We start from the raw sequence: 21,116 nt of genomic DNA, 5'->3' as shown, positions 1-21,116 counted from the left end.
CTAGGGTGAGGGGCTTTTCAGGGGTTGCTCACAATGCCGAGCCACTCGGTAAACAGCCTCACCTTCGACAGCCCCTGCTTGTCATTCGCCACATCCAGCCAATACCCATAAGGGCCGATCACCTCAATCGGGGTGATCGGCAGCAGGCTGCCGTTGGCCAGTTCCTTTTCGATCATCTGCCGGTCGATCACCGCCAGCCCGCCGCCGGCCAGCGCGGTGTGGATCACCTGATCCAGGGTGCTGAATTCCAGCCCTTGCCCGGCATCGATGTCATCCCGGCCCATGGCCGCCAGCCAGTTTTCCCAGACCTTCAAACGCTTGCCGTCGTGCAGGATATGCAGCAGCGGAAATTGTCGCAGGTCCGGCGGTTGATCGCCGTTGAACAGTTCCGGGCTGGCCACCGCGATGTGCCGTTCCATCACCAACAACTGGCTGACGCAGTGGGGTGCCGCCGCGAGGCCGAAGCGGATGTGGCAATCGACTTCCGTGAGGCTGTCGTGGCCGATCTGGTTGGTCACGCTGAGGTTGATGTCCGGGTAGCGCTGGCAGAACGCGCGCAGGTGTGGCGATAGCCAGCGGGTGGCCCAGGTCGGCGGTGCGAGCACTTTCAAACGTTGGCGCAGATTGGGCACGCGCACCGCTTGCAGAGAACGTTCGATGTGGTCGAAGGCTTCGGCCAGATGCGGGGAGAGATTGCTGCCGGCTTCGGTCAGCGACAGCCCTTGAGGCGTGCGCACGAACAGCGCCACGCCGAGGTAGTCTTCAAGCTGTTTGATCTGGCGACTGACCGCGCCCTGGGTGACGTTCAACCCGATGGCGGCCTGGCTGAAACTGCGATGACGGGCGACTTCTTCGAACACGCGCAGGGTGTTGAGCGAGGGCAGTTGACGCATGGAGGCGGAACTCCGGATCGGGCGGTTTTTGTTGTTTTGGAATGAGGGCTATCTGACTATCGGGACGGTGCGGATGCAAGGTGAATTCGCAAAAGGCAGGCAAAAAAAATCGCAGCCCTGGCTGCGATTTTTTCAGGCGTCAGAAGTAATACCCGACGTTCACATATAACTGGTTCTCCCACTGATCCAGTCCCCCCGCACCAAGGCTCTGGGTGTAGCTGCTGCCCCCGATGTACGGATCGTTCTTGCCGAACAGCCATTCTGTGGCAATCCACAATTTACTCACGGAAAACGAGGTGCCCAGGATCATCCGCTCGGACGTCTTGAACCCGCTGGCAGATTTGTCGAACGCGCTGTAGTTGGCGTACAGCTTGATCCCGCTGATCTGGTCGAACAGGTATTTGCCGTCGACGTCGTAGCTCAGATCGGCCACGTACAGATTACCGCGACTGGCCACGTTGTAGGTGCCGTCGTAACCACCGAGGGTCACCAGTTCGTCGGTGCCGGCGTTGCGTGGCGACATCTGCTGCCGCGCCGCCTGCAACTGCACGCCCCACGGGCCGTTCTTGCCGAGGTAATGCACTGCCACGGCGTTGCGTCGGCCGTCATTGTCGGTGTCCTTGTTTTCGAGGGTCGAGGTCAGGCCGGAGATCCCGACTTCGGATTTCCACGACCCCAGATCCAGCGACCTGGCCACGCGCAGCACCACGGTGTTGCGTTCCTGGTTGTCACTGCCGTCGGCCACGTAGCTGTCGGCGCCCGACACGACGCTGGAATAGGTCACGCCTTTGCTGGTGCCTTTGCCTTGCCAGGCCGGACGCAGGTAATAACCGGCCTGAACGTTCCAGTCGCCGCTTTGCTGGATGTACTTGGCGCCGACCTGTTGCACGTCTTCCAGGCCGATGACATTGCCCAGGGTTTCGTAGAACGTGCTGCCGAAGTACGGCTGCAAGCCGAACGGCACGGTGTTCAGGCCGACCTGCACTTGCTGGTCCGGGTTGAACTTGTAGCCGACCCACGCGAACTTGGCGAAGCGAATATCGCCGTAGTCCTTGGTGTACTGGTACGGGTAGGAGCGACCGTAGAAGCGGTATTGCGCTTCGCCGATCCAGGTGTCGGAGTTGTATTTGGCGCTGAGGAACACCGTGTCGAGGCCGAACTTCTGGATGTCGCGATCCGGGTCCACGTCCCAACGGGCACGAATGGCGCCGCCAAGGTCGAGATTGTCGGTGACCTGGACCGCCATGGCCGGGGCGGCAATGCTGCAGAACAGAGCGATGGAGGTGGTGCGCAGGCGCAAAGATGCAGGGAAGGGCATGGAGCGGCTCTCGATTGTTTTTATTAGAGATGCCGCGCAGTTTTGCCATCTGCGATTGGATGAACAAACGATAAAAACGGTGAGGAAACCTGCATCGAATGCATGTTACTCGGAAAATCCTGTAGGACAATTCGCCAGCATCGTGGGATGCTTTGCACCTTGTCAGTGGTTTTCGAGTGCCTTGTATGAAACGCAAAATGCCCGGCCTGAATGCACTCAAAGCATTCGAAGTGGCCGGCAGCACCGGCAGCTTCACCCGCGCCGCCGAGTTGCTCAACGTCACCCAGAGCGCGGTCAGCCGTCAGGTGCGGCAGTTGGAAGAGCAACTTGGCGAGAGCCTGCTGGAACGCCGCCATCACCATCTCGAACTGACCGGTGCCGGCAAGATTCTGCTGCGGGCGCTGCATCAGTCGTTCGACAAGATCGAGCTGACCGTGCGCAGCATCCAACAGAAAACCCATGCCAACCGCCTGCACATCAACGCGCCGCCCACCTTCACCAGCCGCTGGCTGATGCCACGTTTGGGGCGCCTGCGCGAGCAGCATCCGGAGCTGGAACTGAGCATCACCACCCGCTTGCAGGACAGCCTCGCGGAAACCAGCACCCTCGATTGCGCGATCCGTTTTGGCGACGGCGAATGGGACGGGCTCGACAGTTCGCTGCTGATTCAGGAACGCCACATCGCCGTGTGCGCACCGACCCTGTATGCGCGAGAGGGCGGCGATCAGGGCATCGACCTCAATCGCCTGACCCTGCTGCATGTGCTGGCCAGGGAGGATCAGCGCTACCTGACCTGGAAACACTGGCTCGACGCGGCGCGCATCACGGGTGTCGATACCCAGGGCGGCTATGAATTCGACCTGCTGGATCTGGCGATTCAAGCGGCGGTCGATGGTCTGGGGATCACCATTGCCGACTGGCACATGGTCGCCTCGGAGCTAGCCAGCGGGCAGTTGACCCAGGTACATAACGTTCACGTCGAAGGTCACCAGTCCTACTGGCTGGTGACCCGCCCGGAACAGACGCAGATGCCGCAATTGCAGGCGTTCAGTCAGTGGTTGCAGGAAGAGATCTGGCTGGCGCAGCGCCAGCTTGAGCCTTCCAAGGCAATTTTCTGAGTAACGTGCATTTTTCGAATGTTTGATCGCCGGATAAATCGTTTGTTGAACCCGCTGTCGATGACAAGACTGGCGGCATCGATAAAAACAAACGATGGGCGATGCACATGCGAGTCGAGCGAAATTTTGTTAACGGCCACTTCATCGAGCCGGCCAGCGCGGCGCTGATCGCGGTCTACAACCCGGCCACTGAAGCGTTGATCGGCCAGATGTCGGCCGCCAATGCCGAAGAAGCCACGGCGGCAGTCGATGCCGCAGCAGCAGCGCAGAAAGTCTGGGGCAAACTCACCAGCATCGAACGCGCCGAGCACCTGCGAGCGTTTGCGGCTGCTCTTGAAGGTCGCGCCGAAGCCATCGGCGCTGCACTGGCCGCCGAATCCGGCAAAAGCCTGAGCGATGCCAGTAACGAAGCCCGCTATGCCGCGCAGATCACCCGTTACCACGCCGAATGGGCGCGCCGCATCGAAGGCGAGATCATTCCCAGCGACAGCCCCGACGAAAACCTGTTCCTGCACCGCGAGCCGATTGGCGTCGTCGCGTGCCTGATTCCGTTCAACTACCCGGTCTACACCCTGTTGCGCAAAATCGCTCCGGCGCTGATTGCCGGCAACACCGTGGTGGTGCGTCCGAGCAACAACACCCCGACGTCGGCGTTCGAAATCGCCAGAGCCGTGGAGCAATCGGGCATGCCAGCCGGCGTAATCAATATCCTGACCATGGATCACGCCACCGCCGCAGCCGTTTGCACGCACAAGGCCGTGGGCCTGATCACCCTGACCGGCAGTGTCAACGCCGGGCGCATCGTCCTCGATTACTGCAAGGCCAACATCGCCAAGCCGTCGCTGGAACTGGGCGGCAAGACTCCGGCGATCATCGAAGCCGACGCTAATCTTGAAGCGGCCGCGAGCGCGATCATCGCCTCCAAAACCACTCACTGTGGTCAGTTGTGTACGGCGGTGGAGCGGGTCTATGTGCAGGAAAGCGTCTACGACCGTTTCCTCGCGCTGCTCAAAGCGAAAATCGCTGCCGTGAAGTTCGGCGACCGCGCCACAGACGCCAGCCTGATGGGGCCGCTGGTCAACGCCAGTTCGCAGAAGAACATTCACGCCATGGTCGAGCGCGCGATTGCCGACGGCGCCGTCCTAGAAAGCGGCGGTGTGCTGCCGGAAGGCCCCGGGCATTTCTACCCGCCGACGCTGCTGAGCGGTTGCCGTCAGGACATGGAAATCGTCCAGGAAGAAATCTTCGGTCCGGTATTGCCGGTGCTCAAGTACCGCGACATCGACGAAGCGCTGGCGATGGCCAACGACCACCAGTTCGGCCTGTCGTCGGTGCTGTACACCGAGAGCTACCGCACCGCGCAGAAAGTCGCCAACGCCATCGAGGCCGGCGAGTTGTACGTCAATCGCACCCCGGCCGATCCGTATCAGGGCTACCACGCCGGCTGGAAACGTTCGGGCCTGGGCGGCGATGACGGCAAGCACGGCATGCTCGAATTCACCCAGACCCGTCTCGTGGTCATGAAGTACTGATCCACCGCATCACGCCTCACGCTACACCTATAAAAACAATTATCAGGGGCGCCCGGAGCACGGGTCGCCCGAGGTCACTTCAATGTCCAAGCATGCATCCTCTGCTGCCGCTGTTCAGGGGTCCAACTCGGCTTCGAAAAGCCGCAGCGACAAGGGAAGTCGCTATTTCCAACTGATGTTGCTGGTGCTCGCCGCCGGTGCGATCTACCCGATTCTGTACCTGCGCCAGGTCTACCAGACCACCATGCTCGAGGTGTTCCAGATCAGCCACAGCGAGCTGGGTTATCTGTACTCGATGCTGGGGACGATTTTCCTGCTCAGCTACTTGCCGAGCGGCTGGCTGGCCGACCGTATCGCGCCGCGTTTCCTGATTTTCTTCTCGCTGGTGGCGACCGGCGTGCTGGGGCTGTGGTATTCGACCGCTCCATCGATGACCGGGCTGATGATCATCTTCGGTTGCTGGGGGCTGACCACCGGCCTGACGTTCTGGGCCTCGGTGCTCAAGCGCGTGAAGATGATTGCTCATCACACCGAGCAAGGGCGTTTCTTCGGCATCCTTGATGGCGGTCGCGGATTGGTCGAAGCACTGCTGGCGACGGTTGCGCTGGGGCTGTTCGCCTACGCCACCGAAACCCGTGGTGAGTCCACTGCCGAAGGCTTCAGGCACGTGGTTTACCTCTACGCCTTCACTTGTATCGCCATCGGCTTTGTGCTGGTGCTGATCAAGGACCCGAAGTCGATGGAAGACACGCCGCCGGTGGAGAAGGGCAAGTTCAACCTGTTCAATGATCTGGCAACGTTGGTGAAGATCCCTGAACTGTGGCTGGTCACCGCGATCGTGTTCTGCGGTTATCACATCTTCTGGGCCACCTACAGTTTCTCGGACTACCTGCAAGGCAGCGGCCTGACCGCCGTGATGGCCGGCACCATCACCACCATCAAACTGTGGATGCGTCCGATCGGCGGCATTGGTGGCGGCTGGCTGGGGGACAAGTTTTCGAACATCTCGGTGCTGATCGTCGCGCTGTTGCTGGCGAGTCTGGCGATTGTCGGGCTGATCGTGTTCCCGGCGCTCAACAGCATGGGGCTGCTGATCGCGACCGTGATTTTCATCGGCCTGATGACTTACGCGATTCGCGGTCTGTACTGGGCGATCCTCGACAGCTGCAATATTCCGCTGCGCATCACCGGACTGGCCATCGGCATCGTCTCGGTAGTCGGTTACATGCCGGATGCGTTTATCCCGTTGATCAACGGCTACCTCACTGAGCATTTCCCCGGCGCGCTCGGCTACAAGCTCTATTTCGGCTACATCGCCGCTATCGGTCTGATCGGCACCCTCGCTGCCGTGACCCTGCGTGCCCGGATCAATCGCAAATCTTTGAATAAAGCAGGTGCCTGAGATGAAAGTCGTCGCCCTTGAAACCCATATCGTCGCCGTACCACCACCGCACATCGGCGGCATGTACTGGCTGTTCGTCAAGCTCAAGACCGACTGCGGCATCGAAGGCGTCGGCGAGATCTACGCCGCGACCTTCGGCCCCAAAGCCATGCTGCCGATCATCGAGGACGTGTTCGAACGCTACCTGCTGAATCAGGATCCGCACCACATCGAGCGCTTCTTCCGTCAGGCCTATTCGAGCGGTTTCACCCAACGTCCCGACCTGACCATGATGGGCGTGGTCAGCGGCCTGGAAATGGCCTGCTGGGACATCATCGGCAAGGCCGCGAACAAACCGGTCTATGAACTGCTTGGCGGCAAGGTTCACGAACGCCTGCGTTCCTACACCTACCTGTACCCGGTCAACAGCCGTGGCGAGTACGACTACGACGACCCGGATCTGGCCGCCGAGTGCGCGATTGAAAACATGAACAAAGGCTTCACTGCCGTGAAGTTTGATCCAGCCGGGCCGTACACCGCGTACTCCGGGCATCAGATCTCGCTGGAAGTGCTGGAACGCTGCGAAACCTTCTGCCGCAAGATCCGCGAAGCGGTGGGCAACAAGTGCGATCTGCTGTTCGGCACCCACGGGCAAATGGTGCCGTCCTCGGCGATTCGCCTGGCCAAGCGCCTGGAGAAATACGATCCGCTGTGGTTCGAAGAACCGGTACCGCCGGGCCAGGAAGAGGCGATGGCGCAGGTCGCGGCCAAGACCAGCATTCCGATCGCCACTGGCGAGCGCCTGACCACCAAGTACGAGTTCTTCAAGTTGTTGCAGGCCGGCGGTGCGTCGATTCTGCAGATGAACGTGGCGCGCTGCGGCGGCCTGCTCGAAGGCAAGAAGATCGCCAGCATGGCCGAGGCCTATTACGCACAAATCGCTCCGCATCTGTACAACGGGCCGATTGGTGCGGCAGCGAGTTTCCAGCTCGCGGCCTGCACGCCGAACTTCCTGATCCAGGAAAGCATCGAGACCTGGGGCGGCTTCCACGCCGAAGTCCTGAAAAAGCCGTTGCAGTGGGAGGACGGCTACATCATCCCGTCCACCGAGCCGGGCCTGGGCGTGGAGCTGAACATGGACGTGGTGCGCAAGCATTCGCCGTACACCGGTGAGCGCCTGCACCTGCAAATGGCCCCGACCCCGGTGGACGTCAAAGACACATCGCCGGCCAAGGGCTGACAGAGGCCCATTGTGGGAGCGGGCTTGCTCGCGAAAGCGGTGTGTCAGGTTCACAAATGTCAGCTGACCAAGCGCCTTCGCGAGCAAGCCCACTCCCACAGGGGAATTCCGTCGCTCATTCGAATTTTGTACAACGACTTACGCGGTAACCGTGCATGACATACGACTACATCATCGCTGGCGCAGGCGCCGCTGGCTGCGTGCTGGCCAACCGGCTCTCGGCCTCGGGCCAACACACGGTGCTGCTGCTGGAAGCGGGCGGCAAGGACAGTTCGCTGTGGTTCAAGATCCCGGTCGGCTTCGCCAAAATGTATTACAACCCGACCTTCAACTGGATGTACTACAGCCAGCCGCAGAAGCAGTTGGGCAATCGCGAAATCTACGCCCCGCGCGGCAAGGTCCAGGGCGGTTCGGGCTCGATCAACGCGATGATCTACGTGCGCGGCCAGGCCCATGACTTCAACGACTGGGCGGCCAACGGCAACGACGGTTGGGGTTTCAAGGACGTGCTGCCGTACTTCCGCAAACTGGAAAACCATCCGTTGGGCGACAGCGAATATCATGGCGGCAGCGGCCCGATCAGTATCACCCCGATGGCCGGCCAGACCCACCCGATCTGCGACGTGTTCCTCAAGGGCTGCGATGAACTCGGCTACCCGCGCAGCGACGATTTCAACGGGCCGAAATTCGAAGGCGCGGGCATCTACGACGTCAACACCCGCAACGGTCAGCGCAGTTCCAGCAGCTTCGCGCATTTGCATCCGGCGCTGAGCCGGCCGAACCTGACGGTCGAGCATTACGCGTTGGTTGATCGAGTGCTGTTCGATGAAAGTCAGCAGCGTGCCACCGGTATTTCCATTACTCAGCATGGTGTGACGCGAACTTTCACGGCGCGCAAGGAAGTGATCCTGTGCGCCGGCGCCGTCGATACGCCAAAGATCCTGCAATTGTCCGGCGTGGCGGATCGCGTCTTGCTGGCCAAGCATCAGATTCCCGTGGTGAAACACCTGCCGGCGGTGGGGCAGAATCTGCAGGATCACCTGTGCGTCAGCTACTACTACAAGGCCAATATTCCGACCCTGAACGATGAGCTCAGCTCACTATTTGGTCAGTTCAAACTCGGCGTGAAATACCTGCTGACCCGCAAGGGCGCATTGGCGATGAGCGTCAACCAGGCCGGCGGTTTCTTCCGAGGCAACCCGGAGCAGAGCCATCCGAACCTGCAATTGTATTTCAACCCGCTGTCGTATCAGATTCCGAAAAACAACAAGGCTAGCCTCAAGCCCGAACCGTACTCAGGCTTCCTGCTGTGCTTCAATCCGTGCCGCCCGACCAGTCGCGGGCACATCGAGATTGCCTCGAAGAATCCTCGCGATGCAGCGCTGATCGACCCGAACTACCTGAGCACGCAAAAGGACATCGACGAGGTGATCCAGGGCAGTCGCCTGATGCGCAAGATCATGGGCGCTCCGTCGCTCAAGGGCATTACGGTCGATGAAGTTCTGCCGGGGCCGGCAGTGGAAAGCGACGAGCAGATGCTGCAGTACTTCCGTGACAACTGCGGCTCGATCTATCACCTGTGCGGTTCCTGCGCGATGGGGGCGGATGAGCAGACTTCGGTAGTCGACAAACGCCTCAAGGTGCATGGCCTCGACGGGTTGCGGATCGTCGATGCATCGATCTTCCCCAACGTGACATCGGGCAACACCCATGCGGCGGTGCTGATGGTGGCGGAGAAGGGCGCGGATCTGATTCTGCAGGACGCGTAATGCCCGGTGACAGTTGATCGCGGGCGATTTTCCCGCGTGCACTAGGCTTTGAATGCCGGCCCATTACGGGCCGGCATTGCTGTTTCTGGAGGATTGTTTTTCTGATTCAAGGAGCGACCGATCATGGATGATCTGGTGAAAGAAGTGATTCCGCTGTTGCAGTACCTGATCCCGGGGTTTGTCTCGGCCTGGATTTTCTACACCCTGACGGCCTTCAAGCGGCCGGATACGTTCGGGCAGATTGTGCAGGCGCTGATTTTCACGTTTGTGATTCACGGGACGGTGTTGGGGGGTGGGGCGGTTTGTGTGTGGGTAGGGGAGAAGGGATTTTCTGTAGGAAAATGGGATGCGAAAGCTGAAGCCTGCTGGGCCTTTTCTGCTTCGTTGTTGCTTGGGTTGATGGCTTGTTGTCTGGCCACCAATGGCAAATTGCATAGGTGGTTGCGTAGTAGAAACGTAACGAAACAATCTTCCTATCCCAGTGAATGGTTCTGCGCTTTCGCACAATATGACCGATTCATCACCCTTCATCTGGAGGATGAAAGGCGCGTTCTAGGCTGGCCGGTGGAGTGGCCACCGGAGTCGAACACCGGACAGTTTTTGATGAGGTTTCCACGCTGGCTCAACGAAGATGGCAAATTGGATCCTATTGGTGCCGAATTTTTGCTGATAGATTCCGCGAAGGTTAAATGGGTTGAATTCAGCCCGGTATCAGAGGGTTCATCATGACCGCCAGAGCACCGCAACCAATGCCACAACATCTGGAGCGACTTTTCGTAGGGGCCGACGGGAAGCTGTTGGAGAAACCATTGATCACGGGCCCAAAGGCACCCCCACCGCTGAAGTACCCCCCATCACCGCAAGCCCGCTCTTAACCCCATCCATCCTTCACCGCCCGGCGAATGCCCTCCAGCAGCATCGCAAACGCCGGGTTGTCGTTGTTCTCCCGCCAGATCAGATGCAGCTCGCTCTGCACCCCTTCGCCCAGATCGATCTCGCGAAACACCACATTCCTGAACACCACACTGGTCGCGCAACGCGGCACCAGCGCCAGGCCCATGCCCGCGTTGACCAGCGCCAGAATCGTCAACGAAGAACCCAGCCACTGCACGTAATCCGGAGCGACCCGGGCCGAACGCAGCATGCCGGTCAGCAATTCGTTGAACGGCGGATAGGCCGCGTGGGAATACATCAGGAACGGCTGCCCATCCAGATCCTTCACTGAAACGTCGTCAGCCTCGGCCAGTCGATGACCACTCGGCACTGCCAGCACAAACGGCTCACGCACCAGGCATTCAGTGGCATAACCCGGTTCCAGCAACGGCGCACGGACGATGCCCAGATCGATGCGCCGGGCCCGCAGGGCTTCGTGTTGCTGGTAGGTGTTCATTTCGGTCAGGTCGATCTTCACCTGCGGCTGCTTGAGCCGAGCTTCGGCGATGACCTTGGGCAGAAATTCGTACACCGCGCTGCCGACAAAACTGATGTTCACCGAACCGATATCACCCTCGGCAAAACGCCGAGCGGTGACGGCGGCTTGCTGGGCGCGTTCGAGCAGATTCTGCGCCTCGATGAAAAACGCCCGGCCGGCAGCCGTGAGTGCCACGCTGCGCGTACTGCGGGTGAACAGTTCGACACCCAGATGATGCTCGAGCAACTGGATCTGCCGGCTCAGTGGCGGCTGAGTCATGTTCAACCGCTCGGCGGCACGACGGAAGTTGAGTTCGGTGGCGACGGTGGTGAAGCAGCGCAGTTGGGTCAGTTCGAACATTGATCTAATCCAGGTATCAATCGAATGCCAAGTTAGATTAGACGGGATCAATTGCCCCGTCCATGATCGCTTTACGCCTCAAAGGCCACCGCTATCCCTACAAAAACAAAGATCGGGAGTCGCCCCTTGAATACCCTTCAGAGTCCGCCGGACATCACGGTACTCGCCCGCGCCGCCGCCAAGGTCAAGCGCCATGTGCTGCCGCTGTTCGTGGTGATGTTCATCGTCAACTACATCGACCGGGTCAACATCGGTTTCGTGCGCAGCCATCTGGAAACCGATCTGGGTATCGGTGCTGCTGCCTATGGCCTTGGCGCCGGTCTGTTTTTCATCGGTTACGCCTTGTTTGAAGTGCCGTCCAACATGCTTCTGCAACGCTACGGTGCGCGTGTCTGGCTGACGCGGATCATGTTCACCTGGGGCGCCGCCGCGATGGCCATGGCGTTCGTCAAGGGTGAAACCAGTTTCTATGTGTTGCGCTTCATATTGGGCGCTGCCGAGGCCGGGTTCTTCCCGGGGATCATTTATTACTTCACCCAATGGCTGCCAGCCTCGGAGCGTGGCAAAACCATGGCGGTGTTCCTCAGCGGTTCGGCGATCGCGTCGGTGATTTCCGGTCCGGTATCCGGCGCGCTGTTGCACATCAGCGGGCTGGGCATGCACGGCTGGCAGTGGATGTTCCTGATCGAAGGCGCCGCCTCGGTGGTGCTCTGCGGGTTCGTCTGGTTCTGGCTGCAATCCCATCCGCGCCAGGCCAAGTGGCTGAGCGAGGAAGAGCGTGAGGCGCTGGTGACGGCAATCGCCGAGGAACAACGTGCCCGCGAAGCAACCCACGTCGCCAGACCTTCGATGTTCAAACTGTTGGCGGACCGGCAGATCGCGCTGTTCTGCTTCATCTACTTCTCCATCGCCCTGACCATCTACGGCGCCACCTTCTGGCTGCCGAGCATGATCAAGAAAATGGGCAACCTCGGCGACTTCCAGGTCGGGCTGTTGAACTCGGTGCCGTGGATCATTTCCATCGTTGCGATGTACGGCTTTGCGGCGATGGCCGGCAAGTGGAAATTCCAGCAGGCCTGGGTCGCTCTTACTCTGGTGATCGCCGCATTCGGCATGTTCATGTCCACCACTGGCGGGCCGATTTTCGCCTTCGTCGCCATCTGTTTCGCGGCCATCGGTTTCAAGGCGGCTTCGGCACTGTTCTGGCCGATTCCGCAAAGCTATCTGGATGCGCGTATCGCAGCGGCGGTGATCGCGCTGATCAACTCCATCGGCAACCTCGGCGGCTTCGTTGCACCGACCGCGTTTGGCTTTCTGGAACAGACCACTGGCTCTATCGAGGGCGGTCTGTATGGCCTCGCCGCGACTTCGCTGGTAGCGGCGGTAGTGATTTTCTTCGCCCGCATGGCGCCCGGCGCCAAAGGCAAAAACTCGGCAAAGCCTGAACCTGAAACCGCCGTTGCGCCGACGGCCAACCCGGTGGCGAGCCACTGATTCCGACTCAACAGGAGCGTCATTTTGAAAATCACTCGCGTAACCGTCACTCCGATTGCCTTCCGCGATCCGCCGCTGCTCAACGCCAGTGGCATCCACGAACCGTTCGCCCTGCGCTCGATCATCGAGATCGAGAGCGACAACGGCTACATCGGTCTCGGCGAAAGCTATGGCGATGCCCCGGCGCTGGCGATCCAGCAGCAGTTGCAGTCGCAGTTGATCGGCCTCGATCCGTTCAACCTCAATCAGTTACGTCGGATCGTTCAGGCCACGGTCGCTGCCAACAAACCGGCCACTCTGGCGGGGGCTGAACTCGCCCCCGGTTCCCACGCCAGCAAGGCCGTCAGCAACGCGTATTCGGCGTTCGAAGTGGCGTTTCTCGACTTGCAGGCTCGCTACCTGAACGTGCCGTTGGTAGATCTGCTGGGTGGTGCGGTGCGCGATGAGGTGCCGTTCAGCGCCTATCTGTTTTTCAAGTACGCACAGCACGTCGATTCTCCGTACAAACCGGACAACTGGGGCGAGGCGCTGAACGAGCAGCAGATCGTCGCCCAGGCCGCGCGAATGATTGAGGCGTACGGTTTCAAGAGCATCAAGCTCAAGGCTGGCACGCTGCCGCCGGAGCACGAAGTGGCGTGCATCAAGGCGCTGAAAAAGGCCTTTCCCGGTTACCCGCTGCGCATCGATCCCAACGGTAACTGGTCGCTGGAAACCTCGATCCGTATGGCTGAGTCGCTGGGTGATGATCTGCAGTATTACGAAGATCCGACCCCGGGCCTCGAAGGGATGGCCGAGCTGCACAAACGCACTGGACTGCCGCTGGCTACCAATATGGTGGTCACCGATTTCGACGAGTTCCGCCGCAGCGTCGCGTTGAACAGCGTGCAGATTGTCCTCGCCGATCACCATTACTGGGGCGGTCTGCGCGACACCCAGACCCTGGCGAAAATGTGCGACACCTTCGGTCTCGGCGTGTCGATGCATTCCAATTCACACCTGGGCATCAGCCTGATGGCGATGGCGCACATGGCGGCTGCGGTGCCGAATCTGGACTACGCCTGCGACACCCACTACCCGTGGCAGGAACCGGATGAAGAGGTGATCAAGGGCGGCAAGCTGCCGATCGTCGATGGCTGCGTGAAGATCACTCGTGCACCGGGTTTGGGGTTGGAGTTGGATCACGATCAACTGGGCAAGCTGCATGATCAGTACCTGACTTGCGGCATTCGCCAGCGCGATGATGTGCGGCAGATGCAGCGCTACAAACCTGACTGGAAAGCGCTGAAGCCGCGATTCTGATTGAGCAAGACCGGAGGGCGCCAAACGGCGCCCTCCGTTGTTTCAGAGCGTACGCATCAACCAGTCACGAAACGCCTTCAGCGATGCCAGCGACTCATTGCGCGCCGGGTACACCAGGTAATAGCTGCGCCGGCTGCTGATCGGTTCGCCGAGTTGCAGCAACTCACCGTTGTGCAGCTCATCCTCCACCAGAATTCTCGGCACCAGCCCGATACCGATGTTGGCGCGCACGGCCTGGATCAAGTGCGAGGTCATCTCGAAACTCGGGCCGATGCGCATGCTGCGATGGGGCAGGGCGTGATGGCTGAACCACTCGGACCAGGCTTGGGCGTTGCTGCTGACATTGAGCAGCAGTTGCCCGGCAATGTCCTTGTCAGCCGCACGACGCTCGGCATCGGTCAGCTGCGCGCTGGCAATCACCACCAGTTCTTCGGTATGCAAACGGTGGGCGGTCAGCCCCGGCCAGTCGCCGCCGCCGACGCAAATCGCCGCGTCGATTTCGCTGGTGTCGAAGTCGATGGTTTCGATGCGCGAATGCAGGTGCACCGTCATGCCGGGGTGCGCGGTGTAGAAATCCTTCAAGCGCGGCAGCAGCCATTTGGAGCCGAACGTCGGCAGCGTCGCCAGGCGCAAACTGTGGATACCCGAGCCAAACGCCATAGCCTGCAACGTCGCGCTGCGAATCTGGCCGAGGGCTTCGGACAGTTCGCGTTGGTAAATGCGCCCGACGTCGGTGAGGATCACCCGCCGGCCTTCGCGGCTGAACAGGCGCATGCCGAGCATCTTTTCCAGAATCTGCACCTGACGACTGACCGCGCTCTGGGTCAATGACAGTTCGTGGGCGGCGCGGGTGTAGCTTTCATGGCGTGCGGCGGCTTCAAACGCCAACAGCAACGACATCGAGGGAGTGAGGGTTCGCGGATTCATTCGTTTTAGTCATGGATTACGGGTTGATTTTACGGTTGTCCCGACATCGCTCTGCAATGAACATAAGGCCTATGAGATGGCGGGAGCGTGACGCAATCATTCATTGCGCACAACTGTTCACCGCCACACGGCCCGTTTTTGACCGAGATTGCACGCCCGATGATTGCCCAGCTTTCGCCTTCCACTGCGTTGAACACCGATTACCAACAGTTTCTCAAAGCCCTTGAAGCCAACGGTTTTCGTGGCGAAATCAGTACCGACTACGCCAGCCGCGTGGTGCTGGCCACTGACAACTCGATCTATCAGCGCTTGCCGCAAGCGGCGGTATTCCCGCGTGACGCCGACGACGTGGCGCTGCTGGCGCGCCTGATCGCCGAACCGGCTTACCAGAAAGTCGTGATCACGCCTCGCGGTGGCGGCACCGGCACCAACGGCCAGTCGTTGACCGACGGCATCGTCGTCGACCTGTCGCGGCACATGAACCGCATCCTCGAAATCAACGTTGAACAGCGTTGGGTGCGGGTGCAGGCCGGCGTGGTGAAGGATCAACTGAACGCTGCGCTGAAATCCGCCGGGCTGTTTTTCGCCCCGGAACTGTCGACCTCGAACCGCGCCACCGTCGGCGGCATGATCAACACCGACGCCAGCGGCCAGGGCAGTTGCACCTACGGCAAGACCCGCGACCACGTGCTGGAACTGCACATGGTCCTGCGCGGTGGCGAGCGCTTGCACGGTCGTCCATTGGAAGAAAGCGAGCTGGCAGCGGAATGCGCCCGCGAGGGCCGGGCCGGCGAGGTATATCGCTGCGCGCGGCAGATCATCGACGAGCAGGGCGAGCTGATCCGGGAAACCTTCCCCGATCTCAACCGCTGCCTGACCGGCTACGACCTGGCGCACCTGCGCGAGGCCGACAACCGTTTCAACCTCAACAGCGTGCTGTGCGGCGCTGAAGGTTCGCTGGGGTTTGTGGTCGAGGCCAAGCTCAACGTGTTGCCGATCCCCAAGCACACGATGCTGGTGAACATTCGCTACGCCGGCTTCATGGACGCGTTGCGCGATGCCCGGGCGTTGATGGCGCTCAAACCGCTGTCGATCGAAACCGTCGACTCCAAGGTGCTGTTGCTGGCGATGCAGGACATCGTCTGGCACGGCGTCGCCGAATACTTCCCGGAAAGCGCCGAGCGGCCGACGCTGGGGATCAACCTGGTGGAATTCTGCGGCGACGATCCCGAGGAACTGCAAGGCCGGGTCGAGGCGTTCGTCCAGCACTTGGGCAACGACGCCACGGTCGAGCGCCTGGGCCACACGCTGGCCGTTGGGCATGCGGCGGTGAATCGTGTTTACGGCATGCGCAAACGCGCAGTGGGCTTGCTCGGCAACGTCGCCGGTGAAGCGCGGCCGCAGCCTTTTGTCGAAGATACTGCCGTGCCGCCGCAACACCTCGCCGAGTACATCGCCGAACTGCGCGACCTGCTCGACAGCCATAAGCTGCAATACGGCATGTTCGGCCACGTCGATGCCGGCGTGCTGCACGTGCGGCCGATTCTCGACATGAAGGATCCGCAACAAGCCGCACTGGTGCGTCCCGTTTCGGACGGCGTCGCCGCGCTGACCCAGCGTTACGGCGGTCTGCTGTGGGGCGAGCATGGCAAGGGCCTGCGTTCGGAATACGCCCCAGCCTTTTTCGGTGATTTGTACCCGGCGCTGCAAGCCTTGAAGGCGGCGTTCGATCCGTTCAACCAGTTCAACCCCGGCAAGATCGCCACGCCGAATATTCCCGACGCGGCGTTGTTGAAGATCGACGAAGTGACCCTGCGCGGTGAACTCGATCGGCAGATCGACGAAAAAGTCTGGCAGGACTACGGCGCGGCCATGCACTGCAACGGCAACGGCGCCTGCTACAACTTCGATCCCGACGACGCCATGTGCCCGTCGTGGAAAGCCACCCGCCAGCGCGCGCAATCACCCAAGGGGCGCGCCTCGCTGATTCGCGAATGGCTGCGTTTGCAGGGCGAGGCGGGTGTCGATGTGTTGGCCGATGCCAGCCGCCGCCCGCCGTTTTTCAGCACATTGTTGCAGCGCTGGCGCAACAGCCGTGCGCAGGAACAGGACTTCTCCCACGAGGTGTACGACGCCATGGCCGGTTGCCTGGCGTGCAAGTCCTGCGCGGGGCAGTGCCCGGTGAAGGTCAACGTACCGGACTTCCGCTCGCGGTTTCTCGAGCTGTATCACACCCGTTATCTGCGGCCGGCGCGGGATTATCTGATTGCCTCGCTGGAGTACACGATTCCGTACATGGCGCGGATTCCGTTTCTCTATAACGGCTTGATGGGCGCCTCGTTCAGCCGTCGCTTGATCGAGCGTCTGGGTGGCATGGTCGATGTGCCGTTGCTCAGCCGTTTCGATTTCCACGCGGCGATGCGCCGCTGGCAGGTTCAGCCTGCGTCGGTCGAGGTACTTTCGGCGCTGACCCTGGCACAACGGGAACGCAGCGTGGTACTGGTGCAGGACGCGTTCACCCGGTATTTCGAGGCGCCGCTGCTGGCGGATCTGATCGAGTTGATTTCGCGTCTCGGCTATCAGGTCTACCTGGCACCGTTCAGCGCCAACGGCAAGCCGCTGCATGTGCAGGGCTTCCTGTCGGCGTTCAATCGCGCGGCGTTGCGCAATGCCGGGCAATTGCGCGCACTGGCCGAGGTCGGAGTGCCGTTGGTGGGGCTCGACCCGGCGATGACCCTGGTTTATCGCCAGGAATATCTGAAAGTGCCGGGGATGGAGAAATGCCCGGAGGTGGCGCTGGTGCAGGAGTGGCTGCTCAAGGTCATGCCGGAGCAAGCCGATCAGCGCCGCGACGACACCTTCCGCCTGCTGGCGCACTGCACCGAAAAAACCAACGCCCCGGCCGCGACCCGGCAGTGGGAACAGGTGTTCGAGCGTGTCGGCCTGAAGCTGGCGACCCAGGCCACCGGTTGCTGCGGCATGTCCGGCACTTACGGACACGAAGCGCGCAATCGCGAAACCTCGGCGGTGATCTACGAGCAATCCTGGGCGAAGCAGATCGAGGCGCCGGCGGAGAAGGGCGAGGCGCTGGCCACCGGCTATTCCTGCCGCAGTCAGGTCAAGCGCCAGGCCGATCAACAGCTGCGTCATCCGTTGCAGGTCGTGCTGGAAACCCTGCGCACGGCCTGATCGCTGTTTGAGAACCGCTGGCGATTGGATCGATTTTTCATGTTATAAGGTAACGCAAATTGTGCGGCCGCGTTCGGGCGGCTGCATCGATCAACCTTTCGATTGCGATACCTCCATGACGATTGCAGTTCCCCGTTCTGCCCCCTCGGCGACTGGCCGGTTGCTGTCCATTGATGCGCTGCGTGGCCTGGTCATTCTGTTCATGTTGCTGGACCACGTGCGCGAAACCTTTCTGCTGCATCGTCAGGTCAGCGACCCGATGGACATCGCCAGCACAGAGCCGGCGCTGTTTTTCAGCCGCACCCTGGCGCATTTGTGCGCGCCGGTGTTCGTGCTGCTGACCGGGTTGTCGGCGTGGTTGTTCGGGGAAAAGTACGACGGCAAGGCTGACGTCAGTGCCTTCCTGTTCAAGCGTGGTTTGTTCCTGGTGGCGCTCGAATTCACCCTGGTGAATTTCGCCTGGACGTTCCAGCTGCCACCGACCGTGATCTACCTGCAAGTGATCTGGGCGATCGGCCTGAGCATGATCGCGCTGTCGCTGCTGGTCTGGCTGCCACGCTGGCTGTTGTTGACGCTGAGCCTGACGATCATCGCCGGGCATAACCTGCTCGATGGACTGCATTTCGCAACCGAGTCGGCACTGCACGTGCCGTGGGCGATCCTGCATGACCGGGGCTGGATTGAAGTCAGCGAGAGCTTGCGCCTGCGAACCTCGTACCCGTTGTTGCCGTGGATCGGCGTGATCGGTCTGGGTTACGCGCTGGGGCCTTGGTTCGCTCGCGTGGCCGATGCCGGCGTACGCCAGCGTCGTTTGCTGATCGGTGGCGTCGCCGGGCTATTGGGGTTCGTGGCGCTGCGGCTGGTCAACGGTTACGGCGAGAAACCCTGGGCCTTCGGTGACAGCGGTCTGCAAACCCTGATGAGCTTTTTCAACATCACCAAATACCCGCCGTCGCTGCTGTTCATCACGTTGACGGTGAGTGTCGGGCTGCTGCTGTTGCTGGTGTTCGAGCGTGCGCAGGATCGGCGCTGGATTCGCTGGCTGACCGTGTTCGGCTCGGCGCCGATGTTTTTTTACCTGCTGCACCTGTATGCGCTGAAGGTGCTGTACCTGATCGGCGTAGCGCTGTTCGGTCTTAATCAGGGAACTTATTTCGGCTTTTCATCGGTGACGGCGGTGTGGCTGGCGGCGATGGTATTGGCGGTCACGTTGTTCCCGGCTGTGCGCTGGTTCTCCGCACTGAAGGCCCGGCGCCGCGACATTGCCTGGTTGAAATATCTGTAGAACGGCTCAGCCCGTTTTGCCTTCGCGGGCATTGCGGGCGAAATCGATAAACGCCTTGAGCGGTGCCGGTACGTGGCGTCGGCTCGGGTAGTACAAATGCAGGCCGGGATAGAACGGGCACCAGTCCGCCAGCACCTGCACCAGCCGCCCGCTCGCCAGGTGTTCCCGGGCCATGTCCTCGAACACATAGGCCAGTCCCAGACCCTGCAACGCGGGGCCGATCATCAGGCTGACATCGCCCAGGGTCAGCGGGCCGTTGACCTCTATTTCCTGAACGATTCCGCCTCGCTCGAATTCCCAGCGATACAGCGCGCCGCTGGGAAAGCGGTGACGAATGCAGGGCAGGGCGTGCAGATCTTCGGGTTTTTGCGGTGCGACGTGCCGTTCCAGAAACTCTGGCGAGGCGACCACCACCGAACGCAGATTCGGGCCGATCGGCAGCGACACCATGTCCGCCTCCAGCCGATTGCCGAACCGCACCCCGGCATCAAAACCGCCGGCGACGATATCCAGCAGCGCATCGCTCTCGACCACTTCCAGGCGAATGTCCGGGTAGGCCTGCAGGAACGCCCCGGCGATCGGCAGCAGCACCAGCTCGCACGCCTGGCGCCCGGCAGTGATGCGCAGGTTGCCGGAAGGTTTGTCGCGAAAGTGATTGAGGTCTTCGAGCGCGTCGTCGATGTCGCGAAACGCCGGTTTGAGCCGCGCATATAAACGCTCGCCCGCCTCGGTCAGCGCCACACTGCGGGTGGTGCGATTGAAAAGCCTCACGCCGAGGCGATTTTCCAGCGCTCGCAATGAATGGCTCAGGGCCGACGGCGTCAGTCCCAGATCCACCGCCGCACGGCTGAAATTCAGGTGCTGGGCGATGCTGAGAAAGATCGACAGGTCCGCCGTGGACGGATTTTTCATTTGTGAACACCTTTCACAAAGTCATGCAAATTTGTTGGGATTATCACATCAGTAGCACGGCTTTAAAGTCGACTCAACTCATCAAGAAGGCCCGGCAATCTCGCCAGGGTCACCGACAGGAGGAGTTGATATGCGTACCTGGCTGATTACCGGAGCTTCCCGTGGTTTTGGCACCCTTATCGCTGAACAGGCCCTGCGTGCCGGTGACGCGGTGATTGCCACCGCCCGCAACCCGCAAGACATCACCGACCGCCTCGGCGATCACCCGAACCTGCTGGCGGTGCGCCTGGATGTCACTCGCGAAGAAGAAGCCCACCAAGCGGTGGCAGAAGGCATCAAGCGCTTTGGCCGCATCGACGTGCTGATCAACAATGCCGGCTTCGGCGTGTTGGGCGCCGTCGAGGAAACCAGCGCCAGCGAAACCGAGCGCCTGTTCGCTACCAACGTGTTCGGTCTGCTCAACGTCACCCGCGCCGTGTTGCCACACATGCGCGCCCAGCGCAGTGGACGGGTCATCAATATCTCGTCGATTGGCGGTTATCAGGCTTACATGGGCTGGGGCGTCTACGGCTCGACCAAGTTCGCGGTGGAAGGCATCAGCGAGGCGCTGCATCAGGAACTGGCGCCGCTGGGCATTCATGCCACGGTGGTCGAACCGGGCTTCTTCCGCACCGACTTCCTCGACGAGCAATCGCTGATCAAGACCGCACTGGTGCTGCCGGACTACGACGAAACCGTCGGCAAGATGCGCACCTTTGCCGAAGCGGCCAACCATGCCCAGCCAGGCGATCCGCTGAAGTTTGCCGAAGCGATGCTGGCGCTGGTCAACGCACCGAACCCGCCGCAGCGGCTGGCGCTGGGCAGCGACACGATTGCGCGGATCGAGGCGAAGAACCGCTTGGTGGCGCAGGAGTTGGCCGAGTGGAATGAGCTGGCGCTGTCCACGGATTTCAAGGACTGAAACAAGACCTGTGGGAGCGGGCTTGCC

At 60.9% G+C, this 21,116-nt stretch carries 16 protein-coding genes; 11 read left to right on the top strand and 5 right to left on the bottom strand.

Translation table 11 applies throughout. The annotated features are described in order from the left end of the window. Positions 1-17: 17 nt before the first annotated feature. Positions 18-893 (bottom strand): LysR substrate-binding domain-containing protein, encoded by an 876-nt coding sequence (locus tag QR290_RS17470; RefSeq protein ID WP_127798441.1) that lies wholly within the window; start codon positions 891-893, stop codon positions 18-20. A gap of 139 nt (positions 894-1,032) precedes the next feature. Next, positions 1,033-2,211, bottom strand: coding sequence for a hypothetical protein (locus QR290_RS17465; RefSeq protein WP_289203210.1), 1,179 nt, complete (start codon positions 2,209-2,211; stop codon positions 1,033-1,035). A gap of 185 nt (positions 2,212-2,396) precedes the next feature. Here QR290_RS17465 and QR290_RS17460 point away from each other — a divergent pair, with 185 nt between their 5' ends. The 6 genes from QR290_RS17460 (at position 2,397) to QR290_RS17435 (ending at position 9,980) form a co-directional block, all read left to right on the top strand. Then, positions 2,397-3,329 (top strand): LysR substrate-binding domain-containing protein, encoded by a 933-nt coding sequence (locus QR290_RS17460; protein ID WP_096820112.1) that lies wholly within the window; start codon positions 2,397-2,399, stop codon positions 3,327-3,329. Between the two features lie 107 nt (positions 3,330-3,436). Then, positions 3,437-4,861 (top strand): aldehyde dehydrogenase, encoded by a 1,425-nt coding sequence (gene aldA / locus QR290_RS17455; RefSeq protein ID WP_289205311.1) that lies wholly within the window; start codon positions 3,437-3,439, stop codon positions 4,859-4,861. Positions 4,862-4,943: 82 nt separating this feature from the next. Then, complete coding sequence (locus QR290_RS17450; protein WP_289203209.1) at positions 4,944-6,263, top strand: MFS transporter; 1,320 nt, start codon at positions 4,944-4,946, stop codon at positions 6,261-6,263. Between the two features lies 1 nt (position 6,264). Beyond that, complete coding sequence (locus QR290_RS17445) at positions 6,265-7,482, top strand: mandelate racemase/muconate lactonizing enzyme family protein (RefSeq protein ID WP_289203208.1); 1,218 nt, start codon at positions 6,265-6,267, stop codon at positions 7,480-7,482. A gap of 155 nt (positions 7,483-7,637) precedes the next feature. After that, positions 7,638-9,251, top strand: a complete 1,614-nt coding sequence (locus tag QR290_RS17440; protein ID WP_289203207.1) for a GMC family oxidoreductase — start codon at positions 7,638-7,640, stop codon at positions 9,249-9,251. Positions 9,252-9,374: 123 nt separating this feature from the next. Beyond that, a complete protein-coding gene (locus QR290_RS17435; RefSeq protein WP_289203206.1) occupies positions 9,375-9,980 on the top strand; it encodes a DUF6338 family protein in 606 nt (201 codons plus the stop codon). Between the two features lie 142 nt (positions 9,981-10,122). Here the strand turns inward: QR290_RS17435 and QR290_RS17430 are convergent, their stop codons facing one another. After that, positions 10,123-11,022: a LysR substrate-binding domain-containing protein gene (locus tag QR290_RS17430; RefSeq protein ID WP_064379392.1), complete on the bottom strand. Its 900-nt coding sequence runs from the start codon at positions 11,020-11,022 to the stop codon at positions 10,123-10,125. Positions 11,023-11,148: 126 nt separating this feature from the next. On the opposite strand from QR290_RS17430, the gene QR290_RS17425 reads away from it, so the two are divergent. Both QR290_RS17425 and QR290_RS17420 read left to right on the top strand, forming a co-directional pair. Next, positions 11,149-12,516 carry an MFS transporter gene (locus QR290_RS17425; RefSeq protein ID WP_289203205.1) on the top strand — a complete coding sequence of 456 codons (1,368 nt, stop codon included), beginning with the start codon at positions 11,149-11,151 and terminating at the stop codon, positions 12,514-12,516. A gap of 24 nt (positions 12,517-12,540) precedes the next feature. Further along, complete coding sequence (locus QR290_RS17420; RefSeq protein WP_289203204.1) at positions 12,541-13,815, top strand: glucarate dehydratase family protein; 1,275 nt, start codon at positions 12,541-12,543, stop codon at positions 13,813-13,815. Positions 13,816-13,857: 42 nt separating this feature from the next. Here the strand turns inward: QR290_RS17420 and QR290_RS17415 are convergent, their stop codons facing one another. Next, positions 13,858-14,742, bottom strand: a complete 885-nt coding sequence (locus QR290_RS17415) for a LysR substrate-binding domain-containing protein (protein ID WP_289203203.1) — start codon at positions 14,740-14,742, stop codon at positions 13,858-13,860. A gap of 159 nt (positions 14,743-14,901) precedes the next feature. On the opposite strand from QR290_RS17415, the gene ydiJ reads away from it, so the two are divergent. Beyond that, a complete protein-coding gene (gene ydiJ / locus QR290_RS17410) occupies positions 14,902-17,931 on the top strand; it encodes a D-2-hydroxyglutarate dehydrogenase YdiJ (protein WP_289203202.1) in 3,030 nt (1,009 codons plus the stop codon). 115 nt (positions 17,932-18,046) lie between these two features. After that, positions 18,047-19,216: a DUF1624 domain-containing protein gene (locus QR290_RS17405; protein ID WP_289203201.1), complete on the top strand. Its 1,170-nt coding sequence runs from the start codon at positions 18,047-18,049 to the stop codon at positions 19,214-19,216. Between the two features lie 6 nt (positions 19,217-19,222). Here QR290_RS17405 and QR290_RS17400 read toward each other — a convergent pair whose 3' ends face one another. Further along, positions 19,223-20,128, bottom strand: coding sequence for a LysR family transcriptional regulator (locus QR290_RS17400; protein ID WP_289203200.1), 906 nt, complete (start codon positions 20,126-20,128; stop codon positions 19,223-19,225). 130 nt (positions 20,129-20,258) lie between these two features. On the opposite strand from QR290_RS17400, the gene QR290_RS17395 reads away from it, so the two are divergent. After that, positions 20,259-21,089, top strand: a complete 831-nt coding sequence (locus QR290_RS17395) for an oxidoreductase (RefSeq protein WP_289203199.1) — start codon at positions 20,259-20,261, stop codon at positions 21,087-21,089. Positions 21,090-21,116: the final 27 nt, after the last annotated feature.

Source organism: Pseudomonas fluorescens, assembly GCF_030344995.1.
GTDB classification, from domain to species: domain Bacteria; phylum Pseudomonadota; class Gammaproteobacteria; order Pseudomonadales; family Pseudomonadaceae; genus Aquipseudomonas; species Aquipseudomonas fluorescens_BF.
The sequence above is the reverse complement of the archived record's forward strand: the minus strand, read 5'-3'. Positions and strand labels throughout refer to the sequence as shown.

What these genes read in the sequence shown, in the direction of transcription:
- QR290_RS17470 (WP_127798441.1), bottom strand. Translation starts at nt 893, where the DNA reads ATGCGTCAACTGCCCTCGCTCAACACCCTGCGCGTGTTCGAAGAAGTC.
- QR290_RS17445 (WP_289203208.1), top strand. Translation starts at nt 6,265, where the DNA reads ATGAAAGTCGTCGCCCTTGAAACCCATATCGTCGCCGTACCACCACCG.
- QR290_RS17400 (WP_289203200.1), bottom strand. Translation starts at nt 20,128, where the DNA reads ATGAAAAATCCGTCCACGGCGGACCTGTCGATCTTTCTCAGCATCGCC.
- QR290_RS17430 (WP_064379392.1), bottom strand. Translation starts at nt 11,022, where the DNA reads ATGTTCGAACTGACCCAACTGCGCTGCTTCACCACCGTCGCCACCGAA.
- aldA (WP_289205311.1), top strand. Translation starts at nt 3,437, where the DNA reads ATGCGAGTCGAGCGAAATTTTGTTAACGGCCACTTCATCGAGCCGGCC.
- QR290_RS17460 (WP_096820112.1), top strand. Translation starts at nt 2,397, where the DNA reads ATGAAACGCAAAATGCCCGGCCTGAATGCACTCAAAGCATTCGAAGTG.
- QR290_RS17415 (WP_289203203.1), bottom strand. Translation starts at nt 14,742, where the DNA reads ATGAATCCGCGAACCCTCACTCCCTCGATGTCGTTGCTGTTGGCGTTT.
- QR290_RS17405 (WP_289203201.1), top strand. Translation starts at nt 18,047, where the DNA reads ATGACGATTGCAGTTCCCCGTTCTGCCCCCTCGGCGACTGGCCGGTTG.
- ydiJ (WP_289203202.1), top strand. Translation starts at nt 14,902, where the DNA reads ATGATTGCCCAGCTTTCGCCTTCCACTGCGTTGAACACCGATTACCAA.
- QR290_RS17450 (WP_289203209.1), top strand. Translation starts at nt 4,944, where the DNA reads ATGTCCAAGCATGCATCCTCTGCTGCCGCTGTTCAGGGGTCCAACTCG.
- QR290_RS17440 (WP_289203207.1), top strand. Translation starts at nt 7,638, where the DNA reads ATGACATACGACTACATCATCGCTGGCGCAGGCGCCGCTGGCTGCGTG.
- QR290_RS17435 (WP_289203206.1), top strand. Translation starts at nt 9,375, where the DNA reads ATGGATGATCTGGTGAAAGAAGTGATTCCGCTGTTGCAGTACCTGATC.
- QR290_RS17465 (WP_289203210.1), bottom strand. Translation starts at nt 2,211, where the DNA reads ATGCCCTTCCCTGCATCTTTGCGCCTGCGCACCACCTCCATCGCTCTG.
- QR290_RS17395 (WP_289203199.1), top strand. Translation starts at nt 20,259, where the DNA reads ATGCGTACCTGGCTGATTACCGGAGCTTCCCGTGGTTTTGGCACCCTT.